General features: G+C 63.4%; 17 protein-coding genes and 6 pseudogenes. 9 read left to right on the top strand and 14 right to left on the bottom strand.

Annotated features, from left to right (window positions below):
* Positions 1-39: 39 nt before the first annotated feature.
* A pseudogene (locus tag U8D42_RS26410) lies at positions 40-646 on the bottom strand (IS5 family transposase); the annotation flags it as partial.
* A gap of 188 nt (positions 647-834) precedes the next feature.
* Here U8D42_RS26410 and U8D42_RS26405 point away from each other — a divergent pair.
* Positions 835-2,109, top strand: coding sequence for an ISL3 family transposase (locus U8D42_RS26405; RefSeq protein WP_046187320.1), 1,275 nt, complete (start codon positions 835-837; stop codon positions 2,107-2,109).
* Between the two features lie 14 nt (positions 2,110-2,123).
* Here U8D42_RS26405 and U8D42_RS26400 read toward each other — a convergent pair.
* A pseudogene (locus tag U8D42_RS26400) lies at positions 2,124-2,459 on the bottom strand (IS5 family transposase); the annotation flags it as partial.
* Positions 2,458-3,746, bottom strand: a pseudogene (locus U8D42_RS26395) (IS1380 family transposase); the annotation flags it as partial. The pseudogenes U8D42_RS26395 and U8D42_RS26400, both read right to left, overlap by 2 nt.
* A 277-nt stretch (positions 3,747-4,023) precedes the next feature.
* Here U8D42_RS26395 and U8D42_RS26390 point away from each other — a divergent pair.
* The 4 genes and pseudogenes from U8D42_RS26390 (at position 4,024) to U8D42_RS26375 (ending at position 8,991) form a co-directional block, all read left to right on the top strand.
* Positions 4,024-5,034, top strand: coding sequence for an alpha/beta hydrolase (locus U8D42_RS26390; RefSeq protein WP_033721600.1), 1,011 nt, complete (start codon positions 4,024-4,026; stop codon positions 5,032-5,034).
* 82 nt (positions 5,035-5,116) lie between these two features.
* Positions 5,117-5,423 (top strand): annotated as a pseudogene (locus tag U8D42_RS26385) (TetR/AcrR family transcriptional regulator); the annotation flags it as partial.
* A gap of 218 nt (positions 5,424-5,641) precedes the next feature.
* Positions 5,642-6,061 (top strand): MmpS family transport accessory protein, encoded by a 420-nt coding sequence (locus U8D42_RS26380; protein ID WP_007172563.1) that lies wholly within the window; start codon positions 5,642-5,644, stop codon positions 6,059-6,061.
* Positions 6,058-8,991 carry an RND family transporter gene (locus tag U8D42_RS26375; protein WP_007172562.1) on the top strand — a complete coding sequence of 978 codons (2,934 nt, stop codon included), beginning with the start codon at positions 6,058-6,060 and terminating at the stop codon, positions 8,989-8,991. Before U8D42_RS26380 ends, U8D42_RS26375 begins: the two co-directional genes overlap by 4 nt.
* A gap of 50 nt (positions 8,992-9,041) precedes the next feature.
* On the opposite strand, the pseudogene U8D42_RS26370 reads toward U8D42_RS26375, so the two are convergent.
* Positions 9,042-9,198 (bottom strand): annotated as a pseudogene (locus tag U8D42_RS26370) (DUF5078 domain-containing protein); the annotation flags it as partial.
* A gap of 245 nt (positions 9,199-9,443) precedes the next feature.
* The gene (locus U8D42_RS26365; RefSeq protein WP_007172204.1) at positions 9,444-10,085 is read right to left on the bottom strand and encodes a TetR/AcrR family transcriptional regulator; all 642 of its coding nucleotides are present in this window, start codon (positions 10,083-10,085) and stop codon (positions 9,444-9,446) included.
* An 804-nt stretch (positions 10,086-10,889) separates the two neighbouring features.
* Here U8D42_RS26365 and U8D42_RS26360 point away from each other — a divergent pair.
* Both U8D42_RS26360 and U8D42_RS26355 read left to right on the top strand, forming a co-directional pair.
* Entirely contained in the window at positions 10,890-13,976 is a 3,087-nt protein-coding gene (locus tag U8D42_RS26360) for an RND family transporter (protein WP_007172203.1), read from the top strand.
* Positions 13,973-14,869 carry an alpha/beta fold hydrolase gene (locus U8D42_RS26355; protein ID WP_033717417.1) on the top strand — a complete coding sequence of 299 codons (897 nt, stop codon included), beginning with the start codon at positions 13,973-13,975 and terminating at the stop codon, positions 14,867-14,869. Before U8D42_RS26360 ends, U8D42_RS26355 begins: the two co-directional genes overlap by 4 nt.
* A gap of 114 nt (positions 14,870-14,983) precedes the next feature.
* On the opposite strand, the gene U8D42_RS26350 is transcribed toward U8D42_RS26355, so the two are convergent.
* Together U8D42_RS26350 and U8D42_RS26345 are read right to left on the bottom strand one after the other, a co-directional pair.
* A complete protein-coding gene (locus U8D42_RS26350) occupies positions 14,984-15,430 on the bottom strand; it encodes a DUF6188 family protein (protein ID WP_007172201.1) in 447 nt (148 codons plus the stop codon).
* A 75-nt stretch (positions 15,431-15,505) separates the two neighbouring features.
* Positions 15,506-16,117, bottom strand: a complete 612-nt coding sequence (locus tag U8D42_RS26345) for a TetR family transcriptional regulator (RefSeq protein ID WP_007172200.1) — start codon at positions 16,115-16,117, stop codon at positions 15,506-15,508.
* A gap of 428 nt (positions 16,118-16,545) precedes the next feature.
* On the opposite strand from U8D42_RS26345, the gene U8D42_RS26340 reads away from it, so the two are divergent.
* On the top strand, positions 16,546-17,145 hold the full coding sequence (locus U8D42_RS26340; RefSeq protein ID WP_033717415.1) for a TetR family transcriptional regulator: 600 nt from the start codon (positions 16,546-16,548) through the stop codon (positions 17,143-17,145).
* 159 nt (positions 17,146-17,304) lie between these two features.
* On the opposite strand, the gene U8D42_RS26335 is transcribed toward U8D42_RS26340, so the two are convergent.
* Positions 17,305-17,982, bottom strand: a complete 678-nt coding sequence (locus U8D42_RS26335; protein ID WP_174814221.1) for a hypothetical protein — start codon at positions 17,980-17,982, stop codon at positions 17,305-17,307.
* A gap of 169 nt (positions 17,983-18,151) precedes the next feature.
* Here U8D42_RS26335 and U8D42_RS26330 point away from each other — a divergent pair, with 169 nt between their 5' ends.
* A complete protein-coding gene (locus U8D42_RS26330; RefSeq protein ID WP_420492635.1) occupies positions 18,152-19,408 on the top strand; it encodes an IS30 family transposase in 1,257 nt (418 codons plus the stop codon).
* Here the strand turns inward: U8D42_RS26330 and U8D42_RS26325 are convergent, their stop codons facing one another.
* The 6 genes and pseudogenes from U8D42_RS26325 to U8D42_RS26300 all read right to left on the bottom strand — a co-directional run.
* On the bottom strand, positions 19,409-20,029 hold the full coding sequence (locus tag U8D42_RS26325) for a hypothetical protein (RefSeq protein ID WP_007172196.1): 621 nt from the start codon (positions 20,027-20,029) through the stop codon (positions 19,409-19,411).
* 848 nt (positions 20,030-20,877) lie between these two features.
* Positions 20,878-21,204: a helix-turn-helix domain-containing protein gene (locus U8D42_RS26320; RefSeq protein WP_007172195.1), complete on the bottom strand. Its 327-nt coding sequence runs from the start codon at positions 21,202-21,204 to the stop codon at positions 20,878-20,880.
* A gap of 225 nt (positions 21,205-21,429) precedes the next feature.
* Positions 21,430-21,870, bottom strand: coding sequence for a DUF6262 family protein (locus U8D42_RS26315; protein WP_007172194.1), 441 nt, complete (start codon positions 21,868-21,870; stop codon positions 21,430-21,432).
* Positions 21,860-24,115: a tyrosine-type recombinase/integrase gene (locus U8D42_RS26310; RefSeq protein WP_007172193.1), complete on the bottom strand. Its 2,256-nt coding sequence runs from the start codon at positions 24,113-24,115 to the stop codon at positions 21,860-21,862. Before U8D42_RS26310 ends, U8D42_RS26315 begins: the two co-directional genes overlap by 11 nt.
* Entirely contained in the window at positions 24,112-25,221 is a 1,110-nt protein-coding gene (locus U8D42_RS26305) for a tyrosine-type recombinase/integrase (RefSeq protein ID WP_007172192.1), read from the bottom strand. The genes U8D42_RS26310 and U8D42_RS26305 overlap by 4 nt, the downstream gene beginning before the upstream one ends.
* Positions 25,181-25,748 (bottom strand): annotated as a pseudogene (locus tag U8D42_RS26300) (tyrosine-type recombinase/integrase); the annotation flags it as partial. The gene U8D42_RS26305 and the pseudogene U8D42_RS26300, both read right to left, overlap by 41 nt.
* Between the last annotated feature and the right edge of the window lie 115 nt (positions 25,749-25,863).

Here is a 25,863-nt window from a genome sequence, read left to right as displayed (position 1 = left end):
CGACCGAACGCCCGGTGTATCAACGCAGATGAGGATCTGCTACTTGAGACAGGCAAGCTCCACCGCAGATAAAGCCATCGAATGGATCACGGCGCAGGCCAGCAGTACACCGCCGAGGTATGTTAGGGCGTACTTGTCGTAGCGGGTCGCGATGCCGCGCCACTGCTTGAGCCGATTGAAGCCACGTTCGACGGTGTTGCGCAGCGCGTAGATCTCGGCGTCGAACGCCGGTGGGCGGCCGCCGGCGGATCCCTTGGCCTTGCGGCGGTCGATCTGATCTCGACGTTCGGGAATCGTGTGCTTGATTCTGCGGGAACGCAATTGGGTACGGGTGCTCGGATGCGAATACGCCTTGTCGGCGAGCAACCGGAAATCGTCAGCGGACTGGTCTGAATCCCTGCATGTCGCGGCGTAATCATCGAGCAGCGCCATCAATTGCGGGTTGTCGCCGGCTTGGCCGGCGGTGAGCCGGACCGCCACGGGAGCTTCGCGAGGATCAGTCAGCGCGTGGATCTTGGTGGTCAGCCCGCCGCGGGAACGCCCGATCGCATGATCGTCGGGCTCATCGGCAGATTTCTTGTAATTCGAATTCGACAGTGCCCCCTGTGCACAACGTGTCCGAACGGGCGCCCGCCGAGTGTTGATGGGGCTCTGCGGAAATGAGCGTGCAGCAGTGGTTGGCGGATATCCGCGGTGGGGGTTCGTGTCGTTGAGCTGAGGTGGGGCCTCGGTGGGTGACGATTCAGGTTCCTACACGCCGCTTCACCAACACCACCGAGGTGACCCTTGCCTGAGGCTACTGCCTGCCCGCCGTCGGTTGTTGCCGACACGATCATGCGCACCATCGAGTTGGGGGTGACGATCACCGACGCCGCGGTCGACGAGAAGACGACGACGATCTTCTGCAGGCCGGTGGCCTGTGACGCCAGGTGTCCGGACTGCGGCCGGGAGGGCCGCTACCGCGACACTGTGACTCGGCCGTTGACGGATCTGCCGGTGGCCGGCTACCCGCTGGTGCTGCAGGGTGCCCTACCTCGCTACCGCTGCACAACGCCAGCGTGTGGGCGGGCAGTGTTCAACCAGGATCTGGGCAAGTTGGCGGCCCCGCGCTCATCGACGACGCGGCGCTGTGCCCGGTATGTATTGCGGCGGTTGATGATCGACCGCACCACCATTTCGGCGATCGCCGCCGAACTCGGGGTGTCCTGGCATACTGTCAGCTCCATCGCGATGCGTGCGACCGCCGGCCTGATCGCCACAACCGGGCCGGATCGGCTGGCCGGGGTGACGGTGATCGGTGTCGATGAGCATCGCTGGGCGCCTCGGCGTCGCGGCACAGAGGGGTTCGTCACGCTGATCATCGACCTCACGCCTACCCACGACCAGACCGGCCCGGCACGCCTGCTCGACCTGGTCGAAGGACGCTCAGCGACCGCACTGGCCACGTGGTTGGCCGCCCAACCCACCGACTTTGCCCGGGCCGTGGAGGTCATTGCGATGGACGGGTTCGCCGGCTACAAGACCGCCGCCACCGAGGTCATCCCGGACGCGGTCACCGTGATGGACCCCTTCCACGTTGTGGCTTTGGCCGGGACCAAGCTCGACCTGATCCGCCAACGCATCCAGCAGCAGACCCTGGGTCGGCGCGGACACACCGGTGACCCGCTCTATGGGATCCGGCGCATCGCCCGAACCCGCCTGCAGCTGCTCTCCCCACGCCAATACACCCGGCTGACCGAGGTGCTCGACGGCGACGACCATCTCGCCGTCAAGGTCGCCTGGCTGATCTATCAGAAGATCATCGCCGCCTACGCCGACCCGAACCGACGTCACGGCAAGAAGGCAATGACCAGGCTGATCGAGTCGATACGGCGCGGCGTACCCGCCGGATTGGAGGAGATCGCCCAACTCGGCCGCACGCTATCGCGCCGCCGCGCCGACATCCTGGCCTTCTTCGACCACCACGTCTCCAACGGACCCACCGAGGCCATCAACGGCCGCCTGGAAGCATTGCGCCGCAACGCCCTCGGATTCCGCAACCTCACCCACTACCGTTGGCGCTCACTACTACACAGCGGAGCACTCCACCAACTTGTCAATGCACTCTGAATTACGAAGAGCCGTTGATGGGCACGCACGTTGGTCGAATCGACTGATAACAGCTTTTCGATGTCGGCGTGCACGTCGGCGTCGAACCCGAACGAGGCCGCGACCCGGGCGAACATCTCGTCGTACGTGCCGTCCAGCGACCACCGGTGATGGCGTTTCCACACTGTTTGCCACGGCCCGAATTCGGCGGGCAGGTCCCGCCACGGGCATCCTGTGCGAAAATGCCAGGCGATCGCTTCCAGGATCAGCCGGTGATCACGAAACCTGTTGCCTCGCTTACCGTCATGCGACGGCATCAACGGCTCGACCACCGCCCAAAACTCATCACAAATCACACCCGTCCGTGTCACGAGATCGATCTTGGCTGCGGGCGGGTTGATGACGCTCGAAGGCCAGGGTTTGAGTCCAGGCGATCAGGTCGCCAGCCAGGGCGACGACTTCGAGCCAGATCCGGTTGGCCCGGTAGCTGTGGAAAGGCAGGTTACGCAGGCCGGTGTCCTTCAGACAGCGGATACGGTCTTCGGCGCGGGCGCGTTGGCGGTGACGCACTTCCAGGGTCGGCAGCGTCCAGCCGGTTCCGCGAGTGTTGGTCGCAAAGCAGGTGATTCGCCAGCCGTTATGGTCGGTCAGCCGTAGCTGGGCACCGGGGTGAGGACGTTCACGGCGGGCGATGACTCGCATCCCGCGTGGCCATTCCTGGGGGCCGTACTTGGCCGGCGAACGGGTGGGTTTGACCGGGGTCGGCATCCAGTTGGTGAGCTCGGCGACCTGCGCACCCTCACGAGGTGCGCCGTCACTGTCGAGCGCAGCCACCCAAGCCTGCTCGGGAATCGTCTCGATCGCGGCCTGGACAGGGCCGTGAGCGGGAAACCCGATGGAATAGTGCAATCCGGCGTCGGTGAGGTGATGCAGGAATGCTTTAGACGCCCCGCCGGCATCGGCGCGCACCAGCACCTGGCCCCGCTCGGCGGCGGGCAGTTGTTCCAGCGCGGCGCCCAGCACTGTGATGTGATCAGAACTATTGAACGGCGAGGCCTTTCCGGGCGTAGGTCCAGCGCCAGAGTTTCTCCGGTGCCGTGCTCGCCATGGTCGACAAAAGCGCACATCGGGGCGAACCCATAAGACATCTTGTGGGTCGCCTCAGCGCCCTCCTTATCCGAATGCGCCGCCACCAGGGTGGCATCGATATCGACGATGACCTGCCCACCCTCTCGTGTTCCCGGTGTTCCCGCCAGCGGCCGACGCCGTGACCAGACCCGGTCACGGGCTGCAGCGTGTGCCGAGCGCAGCGCCATGACCGCAGCATCGGTGGTGGCGTCATCGACGGCCAACGCCGCAAACAACCGAGACACAGTCGGGTCGGAGGCCACGACTCCGAACAAGTCGCGCTGCGCACGGACTGCGGCCACATCGGCCAAACAGTCACCACCGAGCGCGACCGCGATCGCCACGTCAAGCAGCACCTTGCCCGGATCATGGCGGGCCCGCGCCAGCCGCCACGGCCCCAGCGCCCTCGATAGGACAAGCCCCAGGCCCGCAACCCGGATCGTCTCGTTCATCATCGCCGCGCCCGATGACGTCACCAACGACTCGCGGACATCATCGACGACCAGCCCACCAACTGCGTTACGCTTCACCTACGGAGTTGCCTTCCTGCTTGAGGATCTTGAGACTTCAGCAATCCCAAGAATTCCCTGCAGGACAGGCGCTTCCGTGCATTACACGCCGTCACAACCCCCAACGACATGAAACCTCGAGGCTAGCATTGTGAAGTCGGCGATCTGGGCCCCTCCCGTCCGATCGCGAGGGGTCTGTCGAACGTGCAGACCGCTACCGTCCTCACTCCTTCGCGCGTTACAGCGGACCCCATACAGATAGTATCTAATACATGCGGTACCTGATACCGTTGGCTCTGTGAATTCGTCTGATTGGCGGGATCGGCCCGCGAGCGCCCACTTCGGCTCCATCTGCTGGCAGTCGCGCCTGCTGGCGTTATTGACGGCTATCTTCGCGCGCCCAGTGCTCGCTACCTTGACCGTCATCGGCATAGTCATCAACCGTTTCAGTCCTCACCTGTTGCAGCGTGCACGCCTTGACGTCATCGACAAACCGCTGCGCGTGGTGCCGCCACCGGCGGGAACTCAAGTGACCCCCGTCGCATTGCCACAGTGTCCGGCCGAGTGGGTGGTATTCCCGACGGCCCGCCAGTCCGACCGGGTTATCGTCTACTTCCACGGCTCGGCGCTGGTGACTTTGGGTCTCAATTCGCATCGGCGGTTTGTCGGTAAGCTCTCCCAAGAGACCGGCGCGCGGGTATTCAATGTCGGTTACCGGCTGGCCCCGCAGGCCCGCCTTGAGGATGCCGTGTCCGACGGGCTCGACGCCTACCGCTACGTTATGTCGCTCGGCTTTTCAGCGGATCGCATTGTGCTAGCAGGAGATTCGGCCGGTGGCATGGTGGCTGCCGGTACCGCACTGGCCGCCCGCGACAGCGGGCTGCCGGTGCCTGCGGGTCAGGCGCTGATGTCACCGCTGACGTCGTCGGATATGGGGCTGAAGTACCGGGCCCTCAAAGACCATCGCGACGTGATGTTTCCGTTCATGACGGTGAAGTTCCTCTATGACGTCTTCGGTACTGTCAACGGCACCCGGGCGGCGCCAGTGATGCCGTCGGAGGCCGATCTGCATGGCCTTGGCCCATTTTTGCTCCAGGTTGGCACCCACGAGATGCTGCTCAATGACACCCTCACGCTGGCCGACCGGCTGCGGGCTCACGGCGTACCAGTGTGGGTGCAGCAGTGGCACAAGGCGATGCACATGTTCCAGCTCGGTTTCGACGTCAACCCAGATGCGCTTCGCGCGGTTGAGGAGGTGGCGATGTTTATCCGTCATCTCACCACCGCGCCGGAAAAGAACAGCGCATAATCCGCCCATCGCGCAGGTCGTGGAACATAGAGCAGCCAGTAGCGCAGGGCTTCAAGTGCGGCGCGGACCAAGACGCCGGTCGCAGCACGAGGTGGACGACGAACGGGTTGTCGAGGTCAAGCGGATCAGGACCGCCGCGACGCTATCCCCGCCGACGCAATTGAGAGCTCGTTGCCTGCGCTCGGCCGTTCGGGATCACTGGATATGCTGTTGGCCGCCTACTCGCTGGTGGCCACCCTCTGGCAGACGCCAACCCGCCAGAGCGGCTCACCGATGTCTACGCAAAGGGCGCGCAAGTCGTTCCGCCCGAGTGGAATCTGGGCTTCGCGTCCGCCTTGACCCGCCTGCTGACCGCCAGGTGCATCGGCCTCATCTCTGAAACCTCATGAACAGAAAAGGAGACCAGGACGCAGTGGCTTGGCGAACTGCAACCGGTGAAAACGATGCCAACCTTGTCGATGGCCGGGAACCAGGCGAGACCGCGCAGCCTTCCGCCGGCAATGGCTTTGCGCCAAACGCTAAGTTGCGATCGATCCAGTCGAATGGGCGGTGGGGCGCCCAACTAGCGGGAGATGGTTGGCTGGGGAGGATTCACGTTGGCGCTGCGATGAAGAAAATGTGGATCGTCCTGGTCATCGTGGCGGTGGTGGCGGTAGCGGGCTTCTGCGTACTGCGGCTTCGCACCTTTTTCGGCGTCCACGACGATCAGACGATGACCAGCGGCATCGCCGATGAGATCAAGCCGTTCAATCCCAAGCGCGTGGTTTACCAGGTTTATGGTCCCCCGGGGACGGTGGCCAACATCAACTACTTGGACATCAATGCCCAGCCCCAGAAAGCTAGCAACGTGCCTTTGCCCTGGACGCTCTCGGTTACCTCGACGCTGCCCTCGGTGAGCGTCAACATCGTCGCGCAGGGCGACAGCAACCAAATCGGCTGCCGGATCATCGTGGACGAGGTGGTCAAGGACGAAAGGTCGAGTCAGGGTATGAATGCGCAAACGTTCTGCATAGTGAAGTCCGCATGACCGATGACCGGGCCGCAGGGCTGCCGCATATGCCGGTTTTCGCGCGAACGGTCCACAAACTCGCGGTGCCCGTCGTCTTTGCCTGGGTGGGGCTTGTCGTCGTCCTCAGCGTCTTGGTTCCATCGCTGGACGCGGTCGCCGAAGAACACACCGTGTCGATGAGCCCCAAGGACGCGCCGTCGATGCAAGCGATGAAGCACATCGGCAAAGTATTCAACGAATTCAACAGTGACAGTGCGGTCATGATCGTGCTGGAAGGTGACAAGCCGCTGGGCGATGAGGCCCACCATTTCTACGACCAGATCGTCCGCAAACTCGAGGCTGACACGAAACACGTCCAGCACGTCCAGGACTTCTGGGGGGATCCGCTGACGGCCGCCGGTTCGCAAAGCTCCGACGGCAAGGCCGCCTATGTGCAGGCGTATCTTGCTGGTAACCAGGGCGAGAGCCTGGCCAGCGAGTCTGTCGCGGCGGTCCGCAAGATCGTGGACAGCGTGCCTGCGCCGTCGGGGGTCAAGGCCTATGTGACCGGCGCTGGGGCGTTGATCGCCGATCAGCACTCGGCCGGACAAAAGAGCCTCCAGAAGGTCACGATCATCACCTTCGTGGTGATCATCGTGATGTTGCTGTGGGTATACCGCTCGATTATCACCGTGTTCAGCACGTTGTTCATGGTGGTGATCGAGGTGATGGCGGCTCGGGGGGTTGTCGCTTTCCTGGCCTACAACAACATCATGGGATTGTCGACCTTCGCGGTTAATATTTTGGTGCTGTTGGCCATCGCCGCTGGGACAGACTATGCGATCTTTATTCTCGGCCGATATCAAGAGGCGCGCGGCCTAGGCGAGGACCGCGAAAAAGCCTTCTACACCATGTTCCACGGAACCGCGCACGTCGTCCTTGGCTCTGGCCTGACTATTGCCGGTGCGATGTATTGCCTGAGCTTTACCCGGCTTCCGTATTTCCAGACTATGGGTATCCCTTGTGCGGTCGGGATGCTGGTCGCCGTTGCTGCCGCGCTGACCTTGGGTCCGGCGGTCCTGACCGTCGGCAGTTTCTTCAAGCTGTTCGATCCTAAGCGCAAGATGCGGACCCGGGGATGGCGACGGGTGGGCACCGCGATCGTGCGCTGGCCCGGGCCAATTCTCGCGGTGTCAGTCGCGATCGCCCTCATCGGTCTACTCGCCCTACCCGGTTATCAAACCAATTACGACAACCGGCTGTATTTACCCCCGAGCGTCCCCGCGAATATCGGCTACGCCGCCGCCGAACGGCATTTCCCCGCGTCCCGGATGAATCCGGAATTGTTGATGATCGAGACCGATCACGACATGCGCAACCCGGCGGGCATGCTGGTGTTGGACCGGATCGCCAGGGGGGTCTTCCACATCCCGGGTGTCGCGCGCGTCCAGGCGATCACCCGGCCGCTGGGAACGCCGATCGAGCACACCTCAATCCCGTTCCAGATCAGCATGCAAAACACCACGCAGGTCGAAAACCAGCAGTACATGCACCAGCGCATGGACGACATGCTCAAGCAGGCCGACGCGATGCAACAGTCCATCGACACCATGCAGCGCATGTACAACATCACCTCGCAGATGGCCGCGGTCACCCACCACATGGACGGCCTCACGCATGAAATGTTGGATGTCACAAACACATTGCGCGACAACATCGCCAACTTCGATGATTTCTTCCGGCCGATTCGCAGCTACTTCTACTGGGAAAAGCACTGCTTCGACATCCCGGGCTGCTGGTCGCTGCGATCCCTCTTCGACGCGCTCGACGGTCTGGATCAGATCACCGAAAAATTCACCTATCTTGCCGGCGACATATCTCAGCTGGACGCCTTGATGCCGCAGATGCTGGCGCAGATGCCGCCCATGATCGCCACCATGACGACCATGAAGCAAATGATGCTGACCATGCACAGCTCGATGTCGTCGCTGTATGACCAGATGGACGTGATGAGCCAAAACTCGACCGCCATGGGCCAGGCCTTCGACGCCGCCAAGAACGACGACTCGTTCTACATCCCGCCGGAAGTCTTCGACAACCCCGACTTCAAGCGCGGTCTGAAGATGTTCCTGTCGCCGGACGGGCACGCGGCCCGCTTCATCATCTCCCATGAAGGGGATCCCGCGACCCCGGAAGGCATTTCGCACGTCGAGCCGATCAAGAACGCAGCCAAGGAAGCCATCAAGGGAACTCCGCTGGAGGGCGCCAAGATCTACCTTGCCGGCACCGCCGCGGTCTACAAGGACATGCGCGACGGCTCCAAATACGACCTGATGATCGCGGCAATAGCTGCGGCCAGCCTGATTTTGATCATCATGCTGATCATCACCCGAAGCCTGGTCGCCGCGGTCACCATCGTGGGCACGGTGCTGATCTCGTTGGGCGCCTCGTTCGGACTGTCCGTGCTGGTGTGGCAGGACATCATCGGCTTCAAACTGCACTGGATGGTGCTGGCGATGTCCATCATCTTGATGCTGGCCGTCGGATCCGACTACAACCTGCTGCTGGTGTCCCGTTTCAAAGAAGAAATCGGTGCCGGTTTGAAAACCGGAATCATCCGCTCGATGGCCGGCACCGGTGCGGTGGTGACGTCTGCGGGCCTGGTCTTCGCCGCCACCATGGCCTCGTTCATATTCAGCGATTTGAAAGTCGTCGGGCAGGTCGGCACCACCATCGGCCTGGGTCTGCTGTTCGACACCCTGATCGTGCGCTCATTCATGATGCCGTCCGTCGCCGCGCTGCTGGGGCGCTGGTTCTGGTGGCCGCAGCAGGTACGCACTCGCCCGGCCAGCCAGCTACTTCGGCCCTACGGGCCACGTTCGGCGGTTCGCGCCTACCTGCTGCCCCGGCAAGATGACCCGCAGTCGGCGACCACCGACCGGTTCCCGGCGGCCTCACCGCACTACTAAGGCATTGCTGAGGTGCATGCAGTCCCGACCGCGGCGGGACTAGGGCGGGGTTAGCTCCAGTTCCAGACCGACATTTCCCCGGGGAAGGTAGTTGTTGCACACGTGGGTGGACTTGGCGACAACGCCCTTGTTGTTGCAGAAGATCTTCATGTGATTGGGCCACGCGAACCAAAGCGGATCGCCGTAGACAGCCTCGGAGAACACGCGAGTTTTGCAACATCCAACGCACCTTTCTCAATAGCGCCCGACGGTCGCTAAGACATCGACCTAAACGCCTACTTTCTGCTGCACCCCGCACCAGAAGACACTTCGGCGACATAGGCCCGCTGGTGACGTTGGCGGTTGGTCTATAGGGAAACCATCAAAGACCTCACCGTCGAGCATGAAGTCCTGAAGTCTTGGAGGACAAAGTGAAGCGGCTGCTGCGGAAAGAGGGGTTTGCGGACGGTGGCCTACGATGCGGGCTCATCGGCCTTGCGGCGGTGCGCGGCGAGGAAGTCATCGACGATGCGCTCACAGTCTTGACGATCGATGGCACGCAGCCCGGTGAGTCGGGCAAACGCCACTGGCCCGACGAGTTGACACAGGATGAGCTCCGGGTCGAAATCGTCGAGGTCGGCGCGGGCTTCGGGGCTTTGCAACAGGGCATCGAATGGCTGGCGATACTGGTCGATGATCCGTGTGCGCAGCGCGTGCCGGTCGTGGGTTTCCTGGGTGCCGTTTGGTGTGCGGCCAAGCGCGACCCAGGCCAGGGTGGTGACGTGCAGCGGTGCCTCCTGGAACAGCGTGGCCTGTCGGCTCAACAGTTCGATGAGTTGGTCGCGCAACGATCCCGTCTCCGGTGCAGGGTGGACCTGCGGCAGCAGCCTTTCAAATGTGGCGGCAAGCAGTTGAGTGGAGCTGCTGAAGTGGCGATACAGGGTCGTGCGCGCGACTTTGGAGGCTTTGGTGACCGCGTCGATGGTGACGGCTTCGATGCCGCCGGCGCTCAGGAGTTTGGTGGCCGCATCCAATAGCCGGGTTCGTGAGCGCAACAGGCGCGGGTCGACGTCATCATCGTCGTCGACCGGGAATTCCAGGGTGTCGCGCTCCATGTAGTCACCGTAAACCTCGCGCGTAGCTGGCCGGCACCGAATCGCGGCTGCATCGGTCGATTGATTCGACCCCTAGACGGCTACGCTACTACTAGTAGCGTAGCGATACCACTAGTACACTTGTCTGTAAGGGTCTGTGGGGCGAAGGAGGACGCATGATCGGGCAGCGGGTCGGACGATCCCTGGTTGAGCAGCTCCAGGGCGCGGCCACCACAGGCCGGTTCGTGTGGCGGACGAACGAACTCTGCCGGCGGGCGCGAGGGGGAATCGCACAGACGGGCGGGGCTGGTCGGCGATGAATGTGCCGCTTGGGCTAACCAAGACGCATGTGTGGGCGCGGGGGGTTCGCGATTTCAGGCTGGTCCGCCGCGGTATCACTCGGCGCCTACACCGACAGCCGCCGGTTGATGACCGCGGCCGCGTTCGTCCCCGTCACTACCCTCCTCGCTCCTGCTCCTACTTGGACGACGAGTTGATGAACCGGGAAATGTATGACCACGTGCGCGACGAGCCGATCAGGTTGATCTCCCGGCTGGGATTTCGCCTGCGCCGTTCATGAAGCGGTCACTGTTTCGGAGTCGGTGCATCGTCATTGTCAAACCGCCTGTGCGCAAAGGGATCACGTGTCGCTGTACCGGACATGCTGGACCGTCGACGGCGCGTTGGTCACCGCCTGAAGCGGCTGGTTGCGCGGCGGCGATCAGAGAGCTTCGGACACCGGTGGCGGTTTCGCCGGGCAGGTAGAAGGGTACTGGTAGTACTGTTGCGATACCGTTGATTTCTTTCGAAGTAGCGGGGCGGGGGATGGCAGACAACGGGTGGGTCTCTTCGGGCGTGGCGACCTTGAGTCGCCCTGTTCGGGAGCGACTTCAAAAGGTTGCGGCCGGTGAGGGCGCGTACAGCGATCGGCTAGCGCGCTTGGCGGGTTTCAGTATCCGACATAAGGTGCTGATCATCGGCATGTGGGTGGTGAGCGCCGCTGCCCTGGCGGTGCTGTTCCCGCAGCTGGAAACCGTTGTTAGACAGCAGTCAGTGAATCTCATACCGCGCGATGCGCCATCGCTTCAGACGGTAGACCGCATGGGCGCGGCCTTCGGCGAGCAGGGATCCAAGACGACGATATTTGTCGCGATGGAGGATCCGGCGGGCCTGACTGCGCCGGTGCGCGGACGCTACAACGCGATGATTTCCCGGTTGCGTGCCGATTCGGAGCATGTGCGCTTGGTTCAAGACTTGTTGGCCGACCCAGTCACCGCAAGCCAGGCAGTCAGCCAAGACGGCAAAGCCTGGTATGTGCCGGTGGGAGTGGCCGGAACGCTGGGCGATCTCAAAGCTGCCGAATCGGTCCAGGCGGTCCGCACGATCGCCGCCCAGGCATTTAGCGGCTCACCCACCGATGTTCGCGTCACCGGGCCCCCGGCCACCTTCCGCGATCAAATCGCTTCGGCCGAAGAGGATTTGGTTGTCATCTCGGTCGCGACAGCAGGCCTGATCGCGATGATTTTGCTGGTCGTGTATCGGTCGGTGTTTACCGCCTTGCTGCCGCTGCTGGTCATCGGCGTGAGCCTGGCGGTGGGGCGCGGAGTGCTATCAGCGTTGGGCGAATCGGGCATGCCGGTGTCGCAGTTCACCATCGCCTTCATGACGGTGATCTTGCTGGGTGCCGGCACCGATTATTCGGTGTTCTTGATCAGTCGATATCACGAGCAGCGACGCCAAAACGTCCCGCCGGATCTGTCGGTGATCAACGCGACCGCCACCATCGGGCGCGTGATTTTGGCTTCGGCCGCCACCGTGGCGTTTGCGTTTCTGGCCATGGTGTTCGCGAAGTTGAGCGTGTTCGCCGCGTTGGGTCCCGCGTGCGCAATCGCCGTCTTTGTCGGATTTGCGGCCACGGTGACTTTATTTCCCCCGGTGTTGGCGCTGGCGGCCAAACGCGGCATCGGTGAACCCAAGGCCGACCGCACACGCCGCTACTGGAACTGGATCGCCGTGGCCGTGGTGCGTCGACCCGTTCCACTGCTGGTCGCCAGTCTGGCCCTGGTGCTAGGCCTGGCGGCCGTCGCGCTGACTATGCACATCAGCTACGACGATCGCCAAGGACAGCCGGCGACCACCGCCAGCAATGAGGGGTATCACCTGCTGGACCGCCACTTTCGCAAGGACGTCATCATCACCGAATTCATGCTGGTTGAATCGCCCACTGATATGCGCACCAGCAAGGCCCTGGCCGACCTGGATGAAATGGCGTCTCGGGTCTCGCAACTGCCTGGTGTCACCAAGGTCTCCGGTGTCACCCGGCCCACGGGCGCACGCCTGGACCAGGCTCAACTGTCGTGGCAAAACGGCCAGATCGGTAACAAGATGGCCGGCGCGGTCGCCAAGGGAGACGCCCATAAGGATGACCTGGCCAAACTCACCCACGGCGCCGACCAACTCGCCGGCGGTCTCGCGCAACTGGACACCACCTTGCGCACCGCGTTGACACCGTTGACCGGGATCCTCACCCAGGCCCAATCCAGTGGATCCCAAGTCCAGCGGTTCCGTCCGCTGCTACAGCAGCTTTCGGCTACCGCCCCGGCCGTCGACCAAGCCATCCGAACCGGTCCGGGACTGCGCCAGCAAGCCGACCAAGCCCAAAACGCAATCGCCGCCATCGACCCGCTCGTCGGTGCGCTCAACACCTCCCCATGGTGTGCGACCACACCGGAATGCGCCCAACTCCGCGACCAGGTGCAGATCCTGGTGACCCTGCGCCATACCGGCTTCTTCAACCAGCTCGCCAACCTCGGCGACCTTTACCAGCCCGGCAGCGACACCGCGGCCGGCACCGTGGCCGACGTCCAAAACGCAATCACGTCGCTGGACAAGGCTTTCGGAGCACTCGGCGACCCTGCCGACCTGGCCGGCAACATCCGCCGCCTCCAAAGCGGCATCAGCCAACTCGCCTCCGGCGCACAGGCCCTCGCCACCGGCGTGCACACCCTGGCCGACAGCAACATCGAAATGCTGTCGGGCATGAGCCAAATCGCCACCCAACTGCAGAATTCCGCACGAACCACCGCCGGCTCAGACAACGCCAGCGGCTTCTACCTTCCCACCAATGCCTTCGAGAACCGCCAATTCGCCGACGTCGCAAAGCATTTCCTGTCGCCCGACGGCAAAACCGCGCGTTTCGCCATCGAATCCAGTTACGACCCCTACAGCAGCGACGCGATGAACCTCGCCCACAAAATCACCGAGATCGCCGATGCCGCACGACCCAACACCTCGCTGGCCAACGCCACGGTGTCGATGGCCGGATTCCCCGCCGTCAACTCCGACATCCAACGCCTGCTTTCCGCCGACTTTCATCAGCTGGCCTTTGCGACCCTCGTCATCGTCGGCCTCATCTTGGTCGTATTGCTGCGCGCCCTGGTCGCCCCGCTCTACCTGTTGGGTACCGTCGTGCTCAACTACGGCGCCGCGCTCGGACTGGGAACCCTCGTCTTTCAATATGGCCTCGGCAAGGAAATCGCCTGGCCCGTACCGCTTCTAGCGTTCATAATCCTGGTGGCCGTCGGCGCCGACTACAACATGCTGCTCATCTCGCGACTACGCGAAGAATCGACCCACAACATTCGCGTCGGCGTCCTGCGAACCGTCGCAAATACCGGCTCAGTCATCACTTCGGCCGGGCTCATCTTCGCCGCCAGCATGTTCGGCCTGATCGTCGGCTCCATCGCGATCATGATCCAAGCCGGGTTCATCATTGGCTGCGGCCTACTTCTGGATACCTTCGTCGTTCGCACGCTCACGGTTCCCGCGATCGCCACACTGCTGCGCGAAGCGAGCTGGTGGCCGCAACGGAAACCCCTGACTCACAACGGCCGACCACATCGGACCACATGACAATTAGCCAGGAGCGCATCCGCACCAGCGACGGGATCACTCTCGTGGCCGACTGCTACCGGCACGCCGCGACTCGCCCCGTCGTGCTGCTCCTCCATGGCGGCGGTCAGAACCGTCACGCGTGGGCCACCACCGCTCGTCGACTCCATTCCCACGGCTACACCGTCGTCGCCTACGACACACGAGGTCACGGCGACAGCGACTGGGACCCGATCGGACAATACGACGTCGAACGGTTCGTATCCGATCTGATCTCGGTACGAGGACACGTCAGCGCCGACAGTCCCCCCGCCGTCGTCGGCGCGTCGCTGGGTGGGCTGATCATCCTCGCTACCCATCTGCTGGCCCCACCCGACCTCTGGGCAGCCGTTGTCCTGGTCGACATCACCCCGCGGATCGAATTTCATGGAGCCCGTCGCGTCGTGTCATTCATGGCCGCCCACCCCGACGGATTCGGCTCACTCAATGACGCCGCCGACATCATCGCCGAATACAACCCCCGGCGCGCGCGACCCGAAAATCTCGACGGCCTGCACAAGGTCCTGCGGCAACGTAGCGACGGACGATGGATCTGGCGCTGGGACCCAGCGTTCATCAGCTCCAACTTCGATGTCCTGCAAGGCAATCTCATGACAGGCAGCGAGGAGTTCGACGCCATCAGCGGATTTCTCGCCGAAGGAGCACGTCGAATCACGGCCCCAACGCTGTTAGTACGCGGCGCACTGTCAGACGTAGTCTCCCAGGAAACCGTCAACGAATTCCTCCAGCTCGTCCCGCACGCCGAAACGACGGACGTCACCGGCACCGGTCACATGGTTGCCGGCGACAACAACGACGCGTTTACCGCCGCGGTCACCGACTTCCTCGACCGCACCACAAGGACCCCGACGTAAGCATCCAGCGAACCTGCACCCGCCCCGGCTGACACGTCGGACACCCATCGAGATGGCTCGATCTATCGTTCGCACGCCTTCGGCGCTTGTGCCGTCCTGTCGCCAGGCGCGCGGCTACTGATGCGCCATGGCCACTGATTGTGTTGCGTCTAAGTCATTCTCGTCAACAGGAAGGTCGTGCCGAATCACCCGGACTCGACCCCGCGGCAGACACGCCATGTAGCCGTGGCACTTGCCATAGAGCTCCCACGAAGTCGCCGCCGCATCCGGGTCGACATCGATGCGGTGGCCGCGGGAGAAACACAGATGCAGCGCACCGTCGTCGTCGCACCAGGCACGCGTGCAGATCGCTCCGGCCAGGTCCAACAGTGGCCGCTCCTCGGCCGAAAGATTGATAGGGTCGATCAACACTTCTTCCTCAGGCCAGCCTGCTGCCGGAGGGAGGGTCAGCCGCATCGGTCGGGAAATCACCAGCTGGTTGTGATCGTCCAGGTCGACTACCAGCCCTTCGTGCAGCGAGACTCGTTGCACGGTGCACTGCTCGATCCATTGCGTGTACATAACCACTCCCTTCGACGCACCAGCGAGTCGCCTACCTATGCTACCGCTAGTAGCGCACCGATACTATTAGTATTGCTATGCGCTCTTGCTCGCGTTCCACGCAGCAAGAATGCGCTGCAGACCTCGATCAATGCGCTCGCGCGCCTCCGCTGCTGTCGCCCGTCCGACGACGAAAGCCATTAGATTGGCCAGCCAGATATCTGCGATGACTCCGGCGATCTGTCGCTCGCAAGCTCCCTGCGTCGGCCCACCAACCGTGCGCGCCAGCATGCTTTCGACGACGTCGGCGGCGTGTTGCACTGTCAAGGCTTCGTCTGTGCCCGCCATAACGAATGCCCGAACCACGGCCTCGGTGAGCTGCAGGTTTTGCTGCCACTCGTCGTGGAGCCGCGCTGTCAACGATCCCAGTCGGTCACTCGGGGAAGCGGCGCACGTGCTCCAGTCGCGTTCCTGATTCACCCGCTCGAACTCACGGGCGAGCAGCGTCACCAGCAGGTCGGTCTTCGACGCGAAATGGTCATACAGTGACCCGACAGTGATGCCAGCTTGCTTGGCCACCGTCTTGAGACGCACGGCCTTGAAACCGCCCGCCGTTGCGACCGCTCGGGCAGCATCGAGGATTGCGGTGCTGCCCCCGGTACCGGTCTCGGAATCTGGCGCCGCGCGGAACGGTACGTCAACCGACACTACGACTTCACTTCGGGGATAGACCTTTCGACGAGGAGGTGGCGGGATGACATTCCTCAAATCCCCCTTCGGGGAAGACGATGTCTTTGCAGACCGTTGGATATGCGTGCAGCCGCAAGCGCAACTGCAAGAGCCGCGAGTGCGGTAAACGGGGCTAGCACGAGCGTACTGGTGACACAGCCATGAGTGGGTACTGAAGCTGTGCCGTCCAGACCGCGGTGCGAAACGCGGACCCGATCGGCGGACGCTTCCGGGCGCACTCGGCAGCGAATACTCATGCGGGTAGCCGCAATTCCCCACGCAACCCACGGCACCCGACGCTGCGACACCGGCAAGGAAATACCCCCAGTACTTTCGGTTTCGCTACGCTACTGTTCGTACCATAGCTCATAATGCAGTTGGAATGTCACATTGACGAAGGTGATGGCATGCCGTCAGCAAACATCCGCTCGTTACGGGACCGACGCCGCGCCGAGTTGATCTCCGAGATCCAGAACACCGCACACCAGCTTTTCGCCGAACGCGGATTCGCTGCCGTGACAACCGAGGACATCGCGGCCGCGGCCGGAATCTCGATCAGTACCTACTTCCGCTACGCACCCACCAAGGAAGACCTGCTTGTCGCACCCGTCCGGCAAACGGTCGCCGAAATCGTTGCGTCCTACCGCGCCCAGCCGTCCGATGCATCAGCAACCGAAACTCTGATGCGTCTGCTTATCGAAACCGCTTGGGACAAAGCAAATCAGAATCTGCAATACTGGCGAGAAGCCATCCGGACCGCCCCCCACCTACTGGGCGAATCGGCGCTGATCAGCGAGAACGATAACCACCGGCTCATCGAACTGGTCGCTACGCATATGGACGTCGACGCGGTGACCGACATCCGCCCCTCGCTGCTGGTCCACACGGGTTTGGCCACTGCACAATTCATACTTCGGCGCTGGCTTAGCACGGACACCAAAACGAGTCCACCGCTCCACATTCAACTGGAACAAGCCTTGAGAATCACACTAGCCGGATTCGACTAATCGCGGACCGCGATGAACCATCGCGCTCGGCGGCAGCCGCGGCCGTTGCCACGTCCACAGCCCGGAGGACCCGGCCGGTAACCCGAAACCCCACACCATATTTGTAACGGCAACCACCGGTGATCAAATGGGCTAACCCTAGTGGGGCAGGCGCAATTGCTAGGTAGAGCCCGCTTTTCGGGTGGCAAGATACTGATTCCAGTCGCGTTTGGCATATGCCGCCCAGCGGGTCGCGGTGACGATATCGATGGCGAGTAGGTCGGCCAGAACTGCGCCCGGTAACTCGGCTGCCATTGTGATGAGGCCGGTGTTGCGACCGCCTCGGATTGTCAGGCCGCTATGTTTGAGTCGCTTGCCGAACACGCCCGAGTTGACTGGGCGGTCTGGTGTTCGTCCGGGAAACAGGAGCCGGTCCGGTGTTGAGGGTTCGGGCAGGGTCGAGCGCCGGGTTGGACGCGGCAGTTGTGCGAGCAGTTGGGCGAGCTTAGGAGGCAGCACCATTTCGTGGTCGCGCAGGGTGAGGTAGGTGTGGCCGTCCTGGGTGTGTATCTGGTTCTGTCGTAACCCGAGTACTCGCATGGTGGTGATTCCGTACAGCAGGATGAGCGCACCACTGGCGCGCACATCGATGTCAATGGTGTTGTCGTTGAGGCATCGGCGGAGTTGCTCGAGGTGCGTGGCTTCGTCGATGAACACCGAGGGCGGGCTGGGTCGGTTGGCCGGCGCGGAGGCGCCGTGGGTGATGCGACGCTGAGTTGTCCAGTGCAGGAAGGGCCGGATCTCTCGGTGTCGCCAGGTGCCGTGGGCCAACCAGTTGTCGATGTCTGCTTGGTCCATGGTGGCGAGGGTGCGTCCCCGGGTCTCGAGCCAAGCGAGGAATTCCAGTGCGACGCACACCTGGCGGCGAATGCGTGCTGCCCCGGTGTCGGCGTCGTCTGAAAACTGACCCCGTGTCCCCGGGTGGTTTCTAGGGGCGGTCGCAACACTTCTCTAGGTTCTGGAGGTTGTGTTGTCATCGTCGCGTCGCGTGAAAAAAGGCCCGGGCCGACGGCCACAGTCCGCCAAGCGTGAGCGATTTACGGAGCTGCGCGCCCGGGGCTGGTCCATCTTGGCGGCGGGTCGTGAAGTCGGTGTGTCCCGTACCGCAGCAAACAATTGGGCAAGGGGGTACAAAACCTATCGGCGTGGCGAGGCCGTGGGATTCGTGCCCGCACTCGATCGTTTGGCTGTGCGCCAGATCAGCGATCGCTATCTATCCGAAGAGGAGCGGATCGGCATCGCCGATCTGCGCCGCACGGGCATGGGTGTTCGGCAGATCGCCACCACGCTTGGCCGGGCACCATCGACCGTATCGAGGGAGTTGCGCCGCAACAGCCGCCGCGACGGCCAGTACCGGCCGTTTGAAGCCCACCGCTGGGCGGTTCAGCGCAGAGCGCGTCGTCACCAGCGGCGGGTCGACAAGAATCCCGCCCTGTGTGACCTGATCGCCGAGCTCCTCGCTCAACGGTGGAGCCCGCAGCAGATCGCCCGACACTTGCGGCGCGAATACCCCGAGGACCGATTGATGTGGTTGTGCCACGAAAGCATCTACCGGGCTGTGTACCAACCCCATTCGCGCTTGATACGGCCGCCACAGGTCAGGTCGTCACACCGGGGTCCGTTGCGCACTGGCAGGACCCATCGCCGCGCGCACCAGCGGCCGGGTCGGCGGCGTCCGAGGTTCGCCCAGCCGATGTTGTCGATCCATCAGCGGCCATTCGCTCCCGCCGACCGCAGCCAGCCGGGGCATTGGGAAGGTGACCTCATCGTCGGCAAGAACCAGCGCTCGGCGATCGGGACCCTGGTCGAGCGCCAGACCCGCCTGATTCGGCTGATGCACCTTCCCACCCGTGACGCCGACTCCCTGCGTATCGCGATCGCCACGACCATGGGTGGCCTGCCATCGAACTTGATCCGATCGATCACCTGGGATCAGGGCATCGAAATGGCCCGACACACCGACATCACCGCAGACCTCGGCGTGCCGGTCTACTTTTGCGACTCCCGCTCGCCGTGGCAGCGCGGCAGCAACGAGAACGCGAACGGGCTGCTACGCCAATATTTCCCCAAGGGCACCAGCCTAAGCACCTACACACCCGACCATCTGCGCGCTGTCGAATACGAGATCAATAACCGCCCCCGCCACACCCTCGAAGACCGCAGTCCCGCCGAACTTTTCACCGCGCTGCTAACCTCACCAGACCATCAACTGTTGCGACGTTGACTAGAAGCCACCCCGCCGTTGACACCCGGGATTGCTTAGTGGTTGTTTGGCTCGGCGGGCTCGGTGCAGGAGGTACCAGATGGTGTAGCTGCGGACCAGCCGTGCGTGTTCGGCGGGATAGTTGGCTAGGTGGCGATCCACCCATGGCTCGATACGTTCGAGGTATTCGTTACGCGGCGTCAATACTGCTGTGCGAACGAGGATTTCACGTACGTAGTTGACATGCCCACCGGGTGGGAGCTGATCGAGTGCGTGGTGAGTGATGGTCTGTCCGGTGCGCGCCAGATTCATGAGGAGCTCCGCGGCGGCGCTCTTGCCGAGCCAGACGGCGACGCTGCGTGGATCATTGGCGTTGGCAAGAGCGTCCGCCAGTGGCTTCAGTTGCGCCGGTATCTGGCCATCCGGCCCGGCTAAGGCGTTGTGCAGTAATTCGGCGGTGTGGCAGCGGCTACATCGATTATGCGCGCGAATACCCGGTTGACCGCAATTGGCGCAGCGGTAGTCGAGCGTGGAGCCAGAACATGGCCCGCAGATTTGGCGCTCGTCGGGGTCAAATCCGATCAGCACCGCCTGCTGGCCGCACGCCGCGCATGGTGACGGGTACATCTTCGCCTTGCGCACGCACGGTGTGCAGACAGGCCCCGCTGGCCAATGGCGGGCTACAACGCGCCGTTGTCGGCAGAACGCGCAGGTGGATTTCGAGTGTGGTGAACGTATCCCGGAATAGGTCCTCGTTGTGATGGCGCGGCAGGTGCCGCACAAGTGCGGGCCGAGGACGCTGCTGCTTTGGCGGCGCCGGGTGGCTCCGCATAATCCGCATACCCACACGGTGCTGGCTTTGGCGTAGCAGTTCGTGCAGATGCGTCCTTCCGATGCCACGTACGGGGCGCGGCGCCGTTGTCCGCATCCCGAGCAGGTGTATAGGCGCGGTGGCGCGCACGTGGGACACAGCACGCCGCCGTCGACGAGTCGACGTGCCCGGGGACGGAGGCGTCCGCAGATGCTACATTCCTTGCGCGACAACGGGTCGCGGCTGTAACAGTTCGTGCACACGGGTCCGTCGGGAAGATTGACGCGTCTGCTGACAGAGGTCTTTGCGCATCGCGCGCACGTGAACGATCGATCGAGATCTCTGCAGCGACCACAAATGCGGCCGGTCGGACCGATCGCGGTCAGAGACACGCGCTGTTGACAATTCGTACAGGCCGGCGGCTTCACCGACGCGTGGCCATCAGCCACCAGTACGTGCGTCAAGCGCATAAGCCCCCGCGGGCAGGACGCGTCCGGGTTGAGCACTCCGTCGCCATGAGCGGCCAGGTACGCGTCGACCTGATTGAGCGTTTTCGGCCGGTCGACACGAGCAGCTTTCAGGAGGCGGTCGGCATCTGCAAGCGATAGGTCGCCAAGAGCGCGGACTACGTGAGCGCGGACTCGATCCCACGCGTCGGGCCTGAAGTTCGCCGATCCTCTCATGAGCTGCGGTCAGGTCGACGCACAGTCGTGCGCCGCACCTTCGGCACCTCCCGCGGTGAGTCCCCGGCCGCCTTCTTCACCGATTGATTGACGGCTTCGATTTCGATCAGGTCGTTGGGCGAGCATTCCAAGATGTCGCACAACGCTGCCAGCACGTCCATTGAGAGCCGTTGGGGAGGCGCAGTGACCAGGCGAAACACTTGCTCTCGCGACAGGACCACGCCACGTTCGGCCAACAGCGGAACCAGATCAGTCGTCTGGTACAGCTCCCGTTGCGCCATCAGCGCCCGCAGCCGCCACTGATAACCCATCTTCTTGATCACGGTTGATCCTCCCCGACGGCAATGCCGCGTTTGGTGAGCGCTTCACGGAGCAAACGGTTGCGGTACTCGTCAGACGTGGCTATAGATCGACGTGGTGCTCGCATAGGAATGTCCGACTTGGTGTTGAATTATCTTGAGCCGCTGGCCTATTCGGGGCTTTGACCTGCGGTGTTTCGTTGTGGACGTTGTCGTCGACGTTTGAGGTGGGGTCATGGGGGAGGCCTTTCAGCAGGGACCGATCGTTATCGAGCTGAGACGTTTCCGGGGGGTGCGGGTTGACGTGGTTTCGGATGCGGTGCGCTGCTGGCCGAGTGCTCGGGCGAGTTGGTCTCGGAGCGTGCGGTTCTCCTCGGCCAATTTCCGGTTGCGCTGGTTGGCGGCTTCGAGCCTGCGTAGCAGTGAGGCGTCCGAGGTTCGTTGCCGCGCGGGGACCGGTGTCGCGGGTGCTCGACGGTGGGCAGCGCGAAGCCGTTCGATCTCAGCTCGGACGTCGGATTGCGCGTAGAGCCAGGACCGAGACACCGCCGCTGCTTGAGCCACGGCCTCGAAGGTGACCGGGCGCCCTTCGGCGTCGAGGGTCCTCAATGCCTGGATCGCCTTGGCTCGGGTGAGTTCGTGGCGTTGTCGGGCGGCGACGATGAGGTGCCGGGTGTTGTCAGCCCGCATCAGCAGAATCCAATTCCTCTGAACCGGAGTCGGTTTCGAGTGTGGTGATGATGGTGTCGAGGTTTCCCAGGACTTGTTGGTTCATCTCGACGAGGCGTAACTGACCGCGCGCCTCGGCAGCGGAGATGATCTGCAGGACTTGCTGACGGTGTTCGTGGTGTTGCGGCAGGAACTCGGGCGTAGTCACGAACATCGGACATGTCAGACAAGCATTGGCATGCGGGCAGGTCTTTTGAACTGGCAGCCCGCAGAAGCCGTTGGGCAATGCTTGGGTCACGCGCCCGAGCCGTTGCTTGGCCCAGTTCGCTTCGGCCAGTGGGCCGTCGGGGTCGATCGCAACGGTTTGGCCCCTGGCATCGACCTTGCGGGCGGACTCCCAGTGCCGGCGGACGGTGGTGTCGTGAAGGCGGGCGTAGTGAGCTGTCATCTCACCGCTGGAGTGATCGAGTAACACCCGTACGACTTCTTGCGGCACGTCCCGGTTGATCAACCGTGTTCCAAAGGTGTGCCGCCATTGGTGCGGAGTCAGATGCACTGGACGGCCGTGCTCGTCGCGGATCTCGCAGCGCGCCAGCCAGTCCCGTAGCTGGCCGCGGTAGGAGGGCGTAGTCAGCGGCCGGCGGCCGTCTGGGTTCATCTTCGGAGCGGCGAACAGCCAGGGGCTGCCGTTGGTCCAGCGGCGCAGGATCCGCTGTTGTTGCTCGGCGATGGCCTGCTCGACTTCCTCGTCGATCGGGACGAGAGCTTCGCGTTTCATCTTGCCGTTGGTGTAGCGCAGATAGGGAGCTCCGTCGCCGCCACGGATGACGCAGTCGAAGGCGATCTTGGTGGCGTCACCGACGCGCAGTCCGCAGCGCATCAGGATGATCGTGAGCAGCCGACTCTCGGGGTTGTTCCATCCGTCGAGGTTCGCGGGCTGTTCGACCTGGGCCATGATGTGCTCGGCCAGCCCGCGGGGCAGGCGTTTCGCGGGTTTGGGGAAGTCGTCGGGATAGAACGCGGCACTCGCGGGCAGGTCGTGGTCCCACTCGTGGCGGCGGATCGCGTCGAGGAACGCACCGAGCGAGCTGATGTCGCGGCTGCGGGAGTGCAGTGCCCGGGGGTCGGTGGACAGGTCGGCCAGGTAGCGCTCCAATACCGCGCGGTTGATGCCGGCCAGGCTGGTGATGTCGACCGGCGGGGACGCCAAGAAGCCGGCCAAACGCGTCACCGCCTGGACGTCGATGTAGGTCTGGTTGGGGCTGCGTCCGATGCTTAACCGCCAGCGGGCGAACCGCTTGGCCAGATCCCGCAGCCACGGTTGCGCAATGCCGTCGAAGCGCAGCCGCTTGCGGCCCTCGACGCCGAGCCGGTGCAGCTCCCACACGTCGCGCGGGAACTCGGCCTCCCACCCGCTGCCGCAGTGCAGGTCCTCCAGACAGCGATAGGCGTAACGCAGAAACGCCAGCTGTCCGTTCTGGCCGTGTTGCGCAGCGTGGTTGGCGTCGAAGAACTCGATCCAACGTGCCATCGGCCAGTCCAGCAGCGAGGCCACCCCACTGGCGGCCGTGAGTGCGATGACAGGACGCGCGACGGCAGCGGGAGTCTTGACCTGGCGTTCATCGTGCCGGCACTGCAGCGCGTACTGCATCTCCAATTTGAGCTGTCGGCGATCACCGAACGGTCGGAAGTCGAACCGGTCGTCGCCATAGGACTCGCAGAGCACGATGAACTCGTCGATGTCGGGACATCCCACCGCTGCCCATCGGGACCGATGATTGACGCAGAACGGCGACCGTCCCTGCGTCCATAGCGTGCAATAGGACAACGCGCAGACGGGATGATCGGGATCATCCACCGGAGCAACGGCAGCCAGCCATACGTCTCGGTCGGCGATGCCGGACCGTTCCCAAAACCCTTGGTGGCGTGGGCATAAACCCCGGCGAGCACCTCCGTACCGGCAGCCCTGGACGGCGCAGACCGTGAGCTCTTTGCGCCCGAGCCCTTCCGGTGCTGCAGTCGTGGCGAACACGTCGATGTCCGGGCGGCCTTCTTGCTGCCAACCGACGTAGTGGCCTTTGCAGAGCCCGCGGGTGCGCGGTTGGCGCACGCAGCCCGGCACCCGGCACGGCGCGGTGTCGAACACCAGCGCACCACGCTCGGGAACGAGGATGTCCACCCGGAACTCCGGTCGAACCGCGGCCACCAGCTTGCGCAGCAAGCCCGGAGCCGCAGCCGACGGTAGCGGCGGGACTGCCGCGGTCACCACTGCACCTCCTGCCCGGTCAGGAAGCCGGCCGCCTCCAGAGCCCGGCGGGCGTCCTCGACGGACAGATGCCCGTAAATGTCCATCGTGGTCGCGATCGAGGAGTGTCCCAGCAGCGTGCTGACGACCTCGATCGGGGTGTTCTGGCGGAGCAAACGCGTGGCGTAGGTGTGCCGATACCAGTGGGGATCGAAGTCGATGCCGGTGCTCCGGCGCAGCCGCAACACCAGGTCGTAGACCGCGGGATAGCCCCACGGGTGCCCGAACGGTTCGCCCCAGAGGTTGACGAACACGTAGTCGGAGTCCAGATCGCCGTATTCGTCGTGCAGGTAGTCGGCGTAGAGGCGGATGAGCTGCGGGCTGATCGGGATGGTGCGCGGTGTCGCCGACTTGGCGCGCGCCCTGTTGTCGTTGGATCGCGGCGCGACCGTCAACTCACCCTCGGCAGCGGCCACGTCCTCGTGACGCAGACCTAGCGCTTCACCAATCCGAATCCCTGTGTCCCACAACAACGCCCACAACAAGCGATCCCGCAGGTGGATGCAGGCATCTAGGATCGCCTGCACCTGACCGGCGGTCAGAATGGTCGGATGCTGACGCGGGGTCCGGAGCTTGATCGTGCGCCGCCGCTCCGGCTGGCCGCTGCTCAGGTGGTAGAGGAACGGCTTCCATCCCGAGCGCCGGCGCCGACCTGGGTGCAGTTCAGTGACCAAGTCGCCGAGGTCGACTCCGTGCCGGGCGTGAAACGTGTAGAGGCCGCTGATCGCCGCCAGCTTCCGGTTGACGGTTCCCGCAGAGCAGTGATGCTCAGCCGAGGGCAACAGCACCACTGCGCCAGCCCGGCCAGCCGGCGGCAGCCGCAGCCAGGACACGAACTCCCCGAGATCCTCCAATCGGACCTCGCGCCAGTTCAGGCTGCGAGCGTCGAGGAAGACGAACCAGTCCTTCAGGTCGTGCGCATAGGCCTTGACCGTGTTCGGGGACCGCTCGATGTCGGTCAGATAGGCCAGGTAGCGCTCGATTGGCTCCACCGAGCCGCCTCCGTCGCCGAGGACCGTCCAGGATTCAAGCGACGAAGTGGGCATCAGTACCCGTTGCACAAGCATCAAACCTCCGTGGAATCTGCGTGATGGACCGCTGCAGATAACCACCTCCGCCACGAAGATCGCCGCCAACGCCACGTGCGTGTTGCACGTCGTGGACACCCCTGTGCGGGCTCGAGAGAACTTGCACGAAGCGCTCCGGGTAATCGAATTCGGTCAGGTGTGTGACGTAGGGTCTGGCGCAGCGAATGCAGGTCCAGCTCCTGCGGCAACCCCGCGGCGTCACGCGCAGCCACAAAGGCCTCGTTCGCGGCGCGTCTGGAGAGACGGCCGCAACGTTCGGTGACCCATAACGCCGGATGCCGGCCCGCTCGAAAGCATGGACGAACCTCCTCCAGGTAGGACTCGAAAACCTGGACAATCCAGTCCATTTCCGGCACCGTCAGCACGACGCGTCGCTTCGGCGAACTACCGCGGGACGCTTTTCCGAATCGGACGAATACGCCGCCAAAACGCCCGTAGGACGGTAGCTTTGGATTCGATCTCAGATCCACCAGGTCTAGCCCCACCGCCTCTTGGCGCCGCAAGCCTTCTCCGGGGGTCTGCGACCTGTTGCATGACGTCGCTCGTAGTGGGTGATCTGGTGGGCGGTGCGGCGTTTCTCCGTGGGTGTGGTGCTCGTGGCTGGTAGTCGTTTCTGACTGT

Origin of the sequence: Mycobacterium europaeum (genome assembly GCF_034555895.2) — a bacterium.
GTDB classification, from domain to species: Bacteria; Actinomycetota; Actinomycetes; order Mycobacteriales; family Mycobacteriaceae; genus Mycobacterium; species Mycobacterium europaeum.
This window is presented reverse-complemented; position numbering and strand designations above follow the sequence as displayed.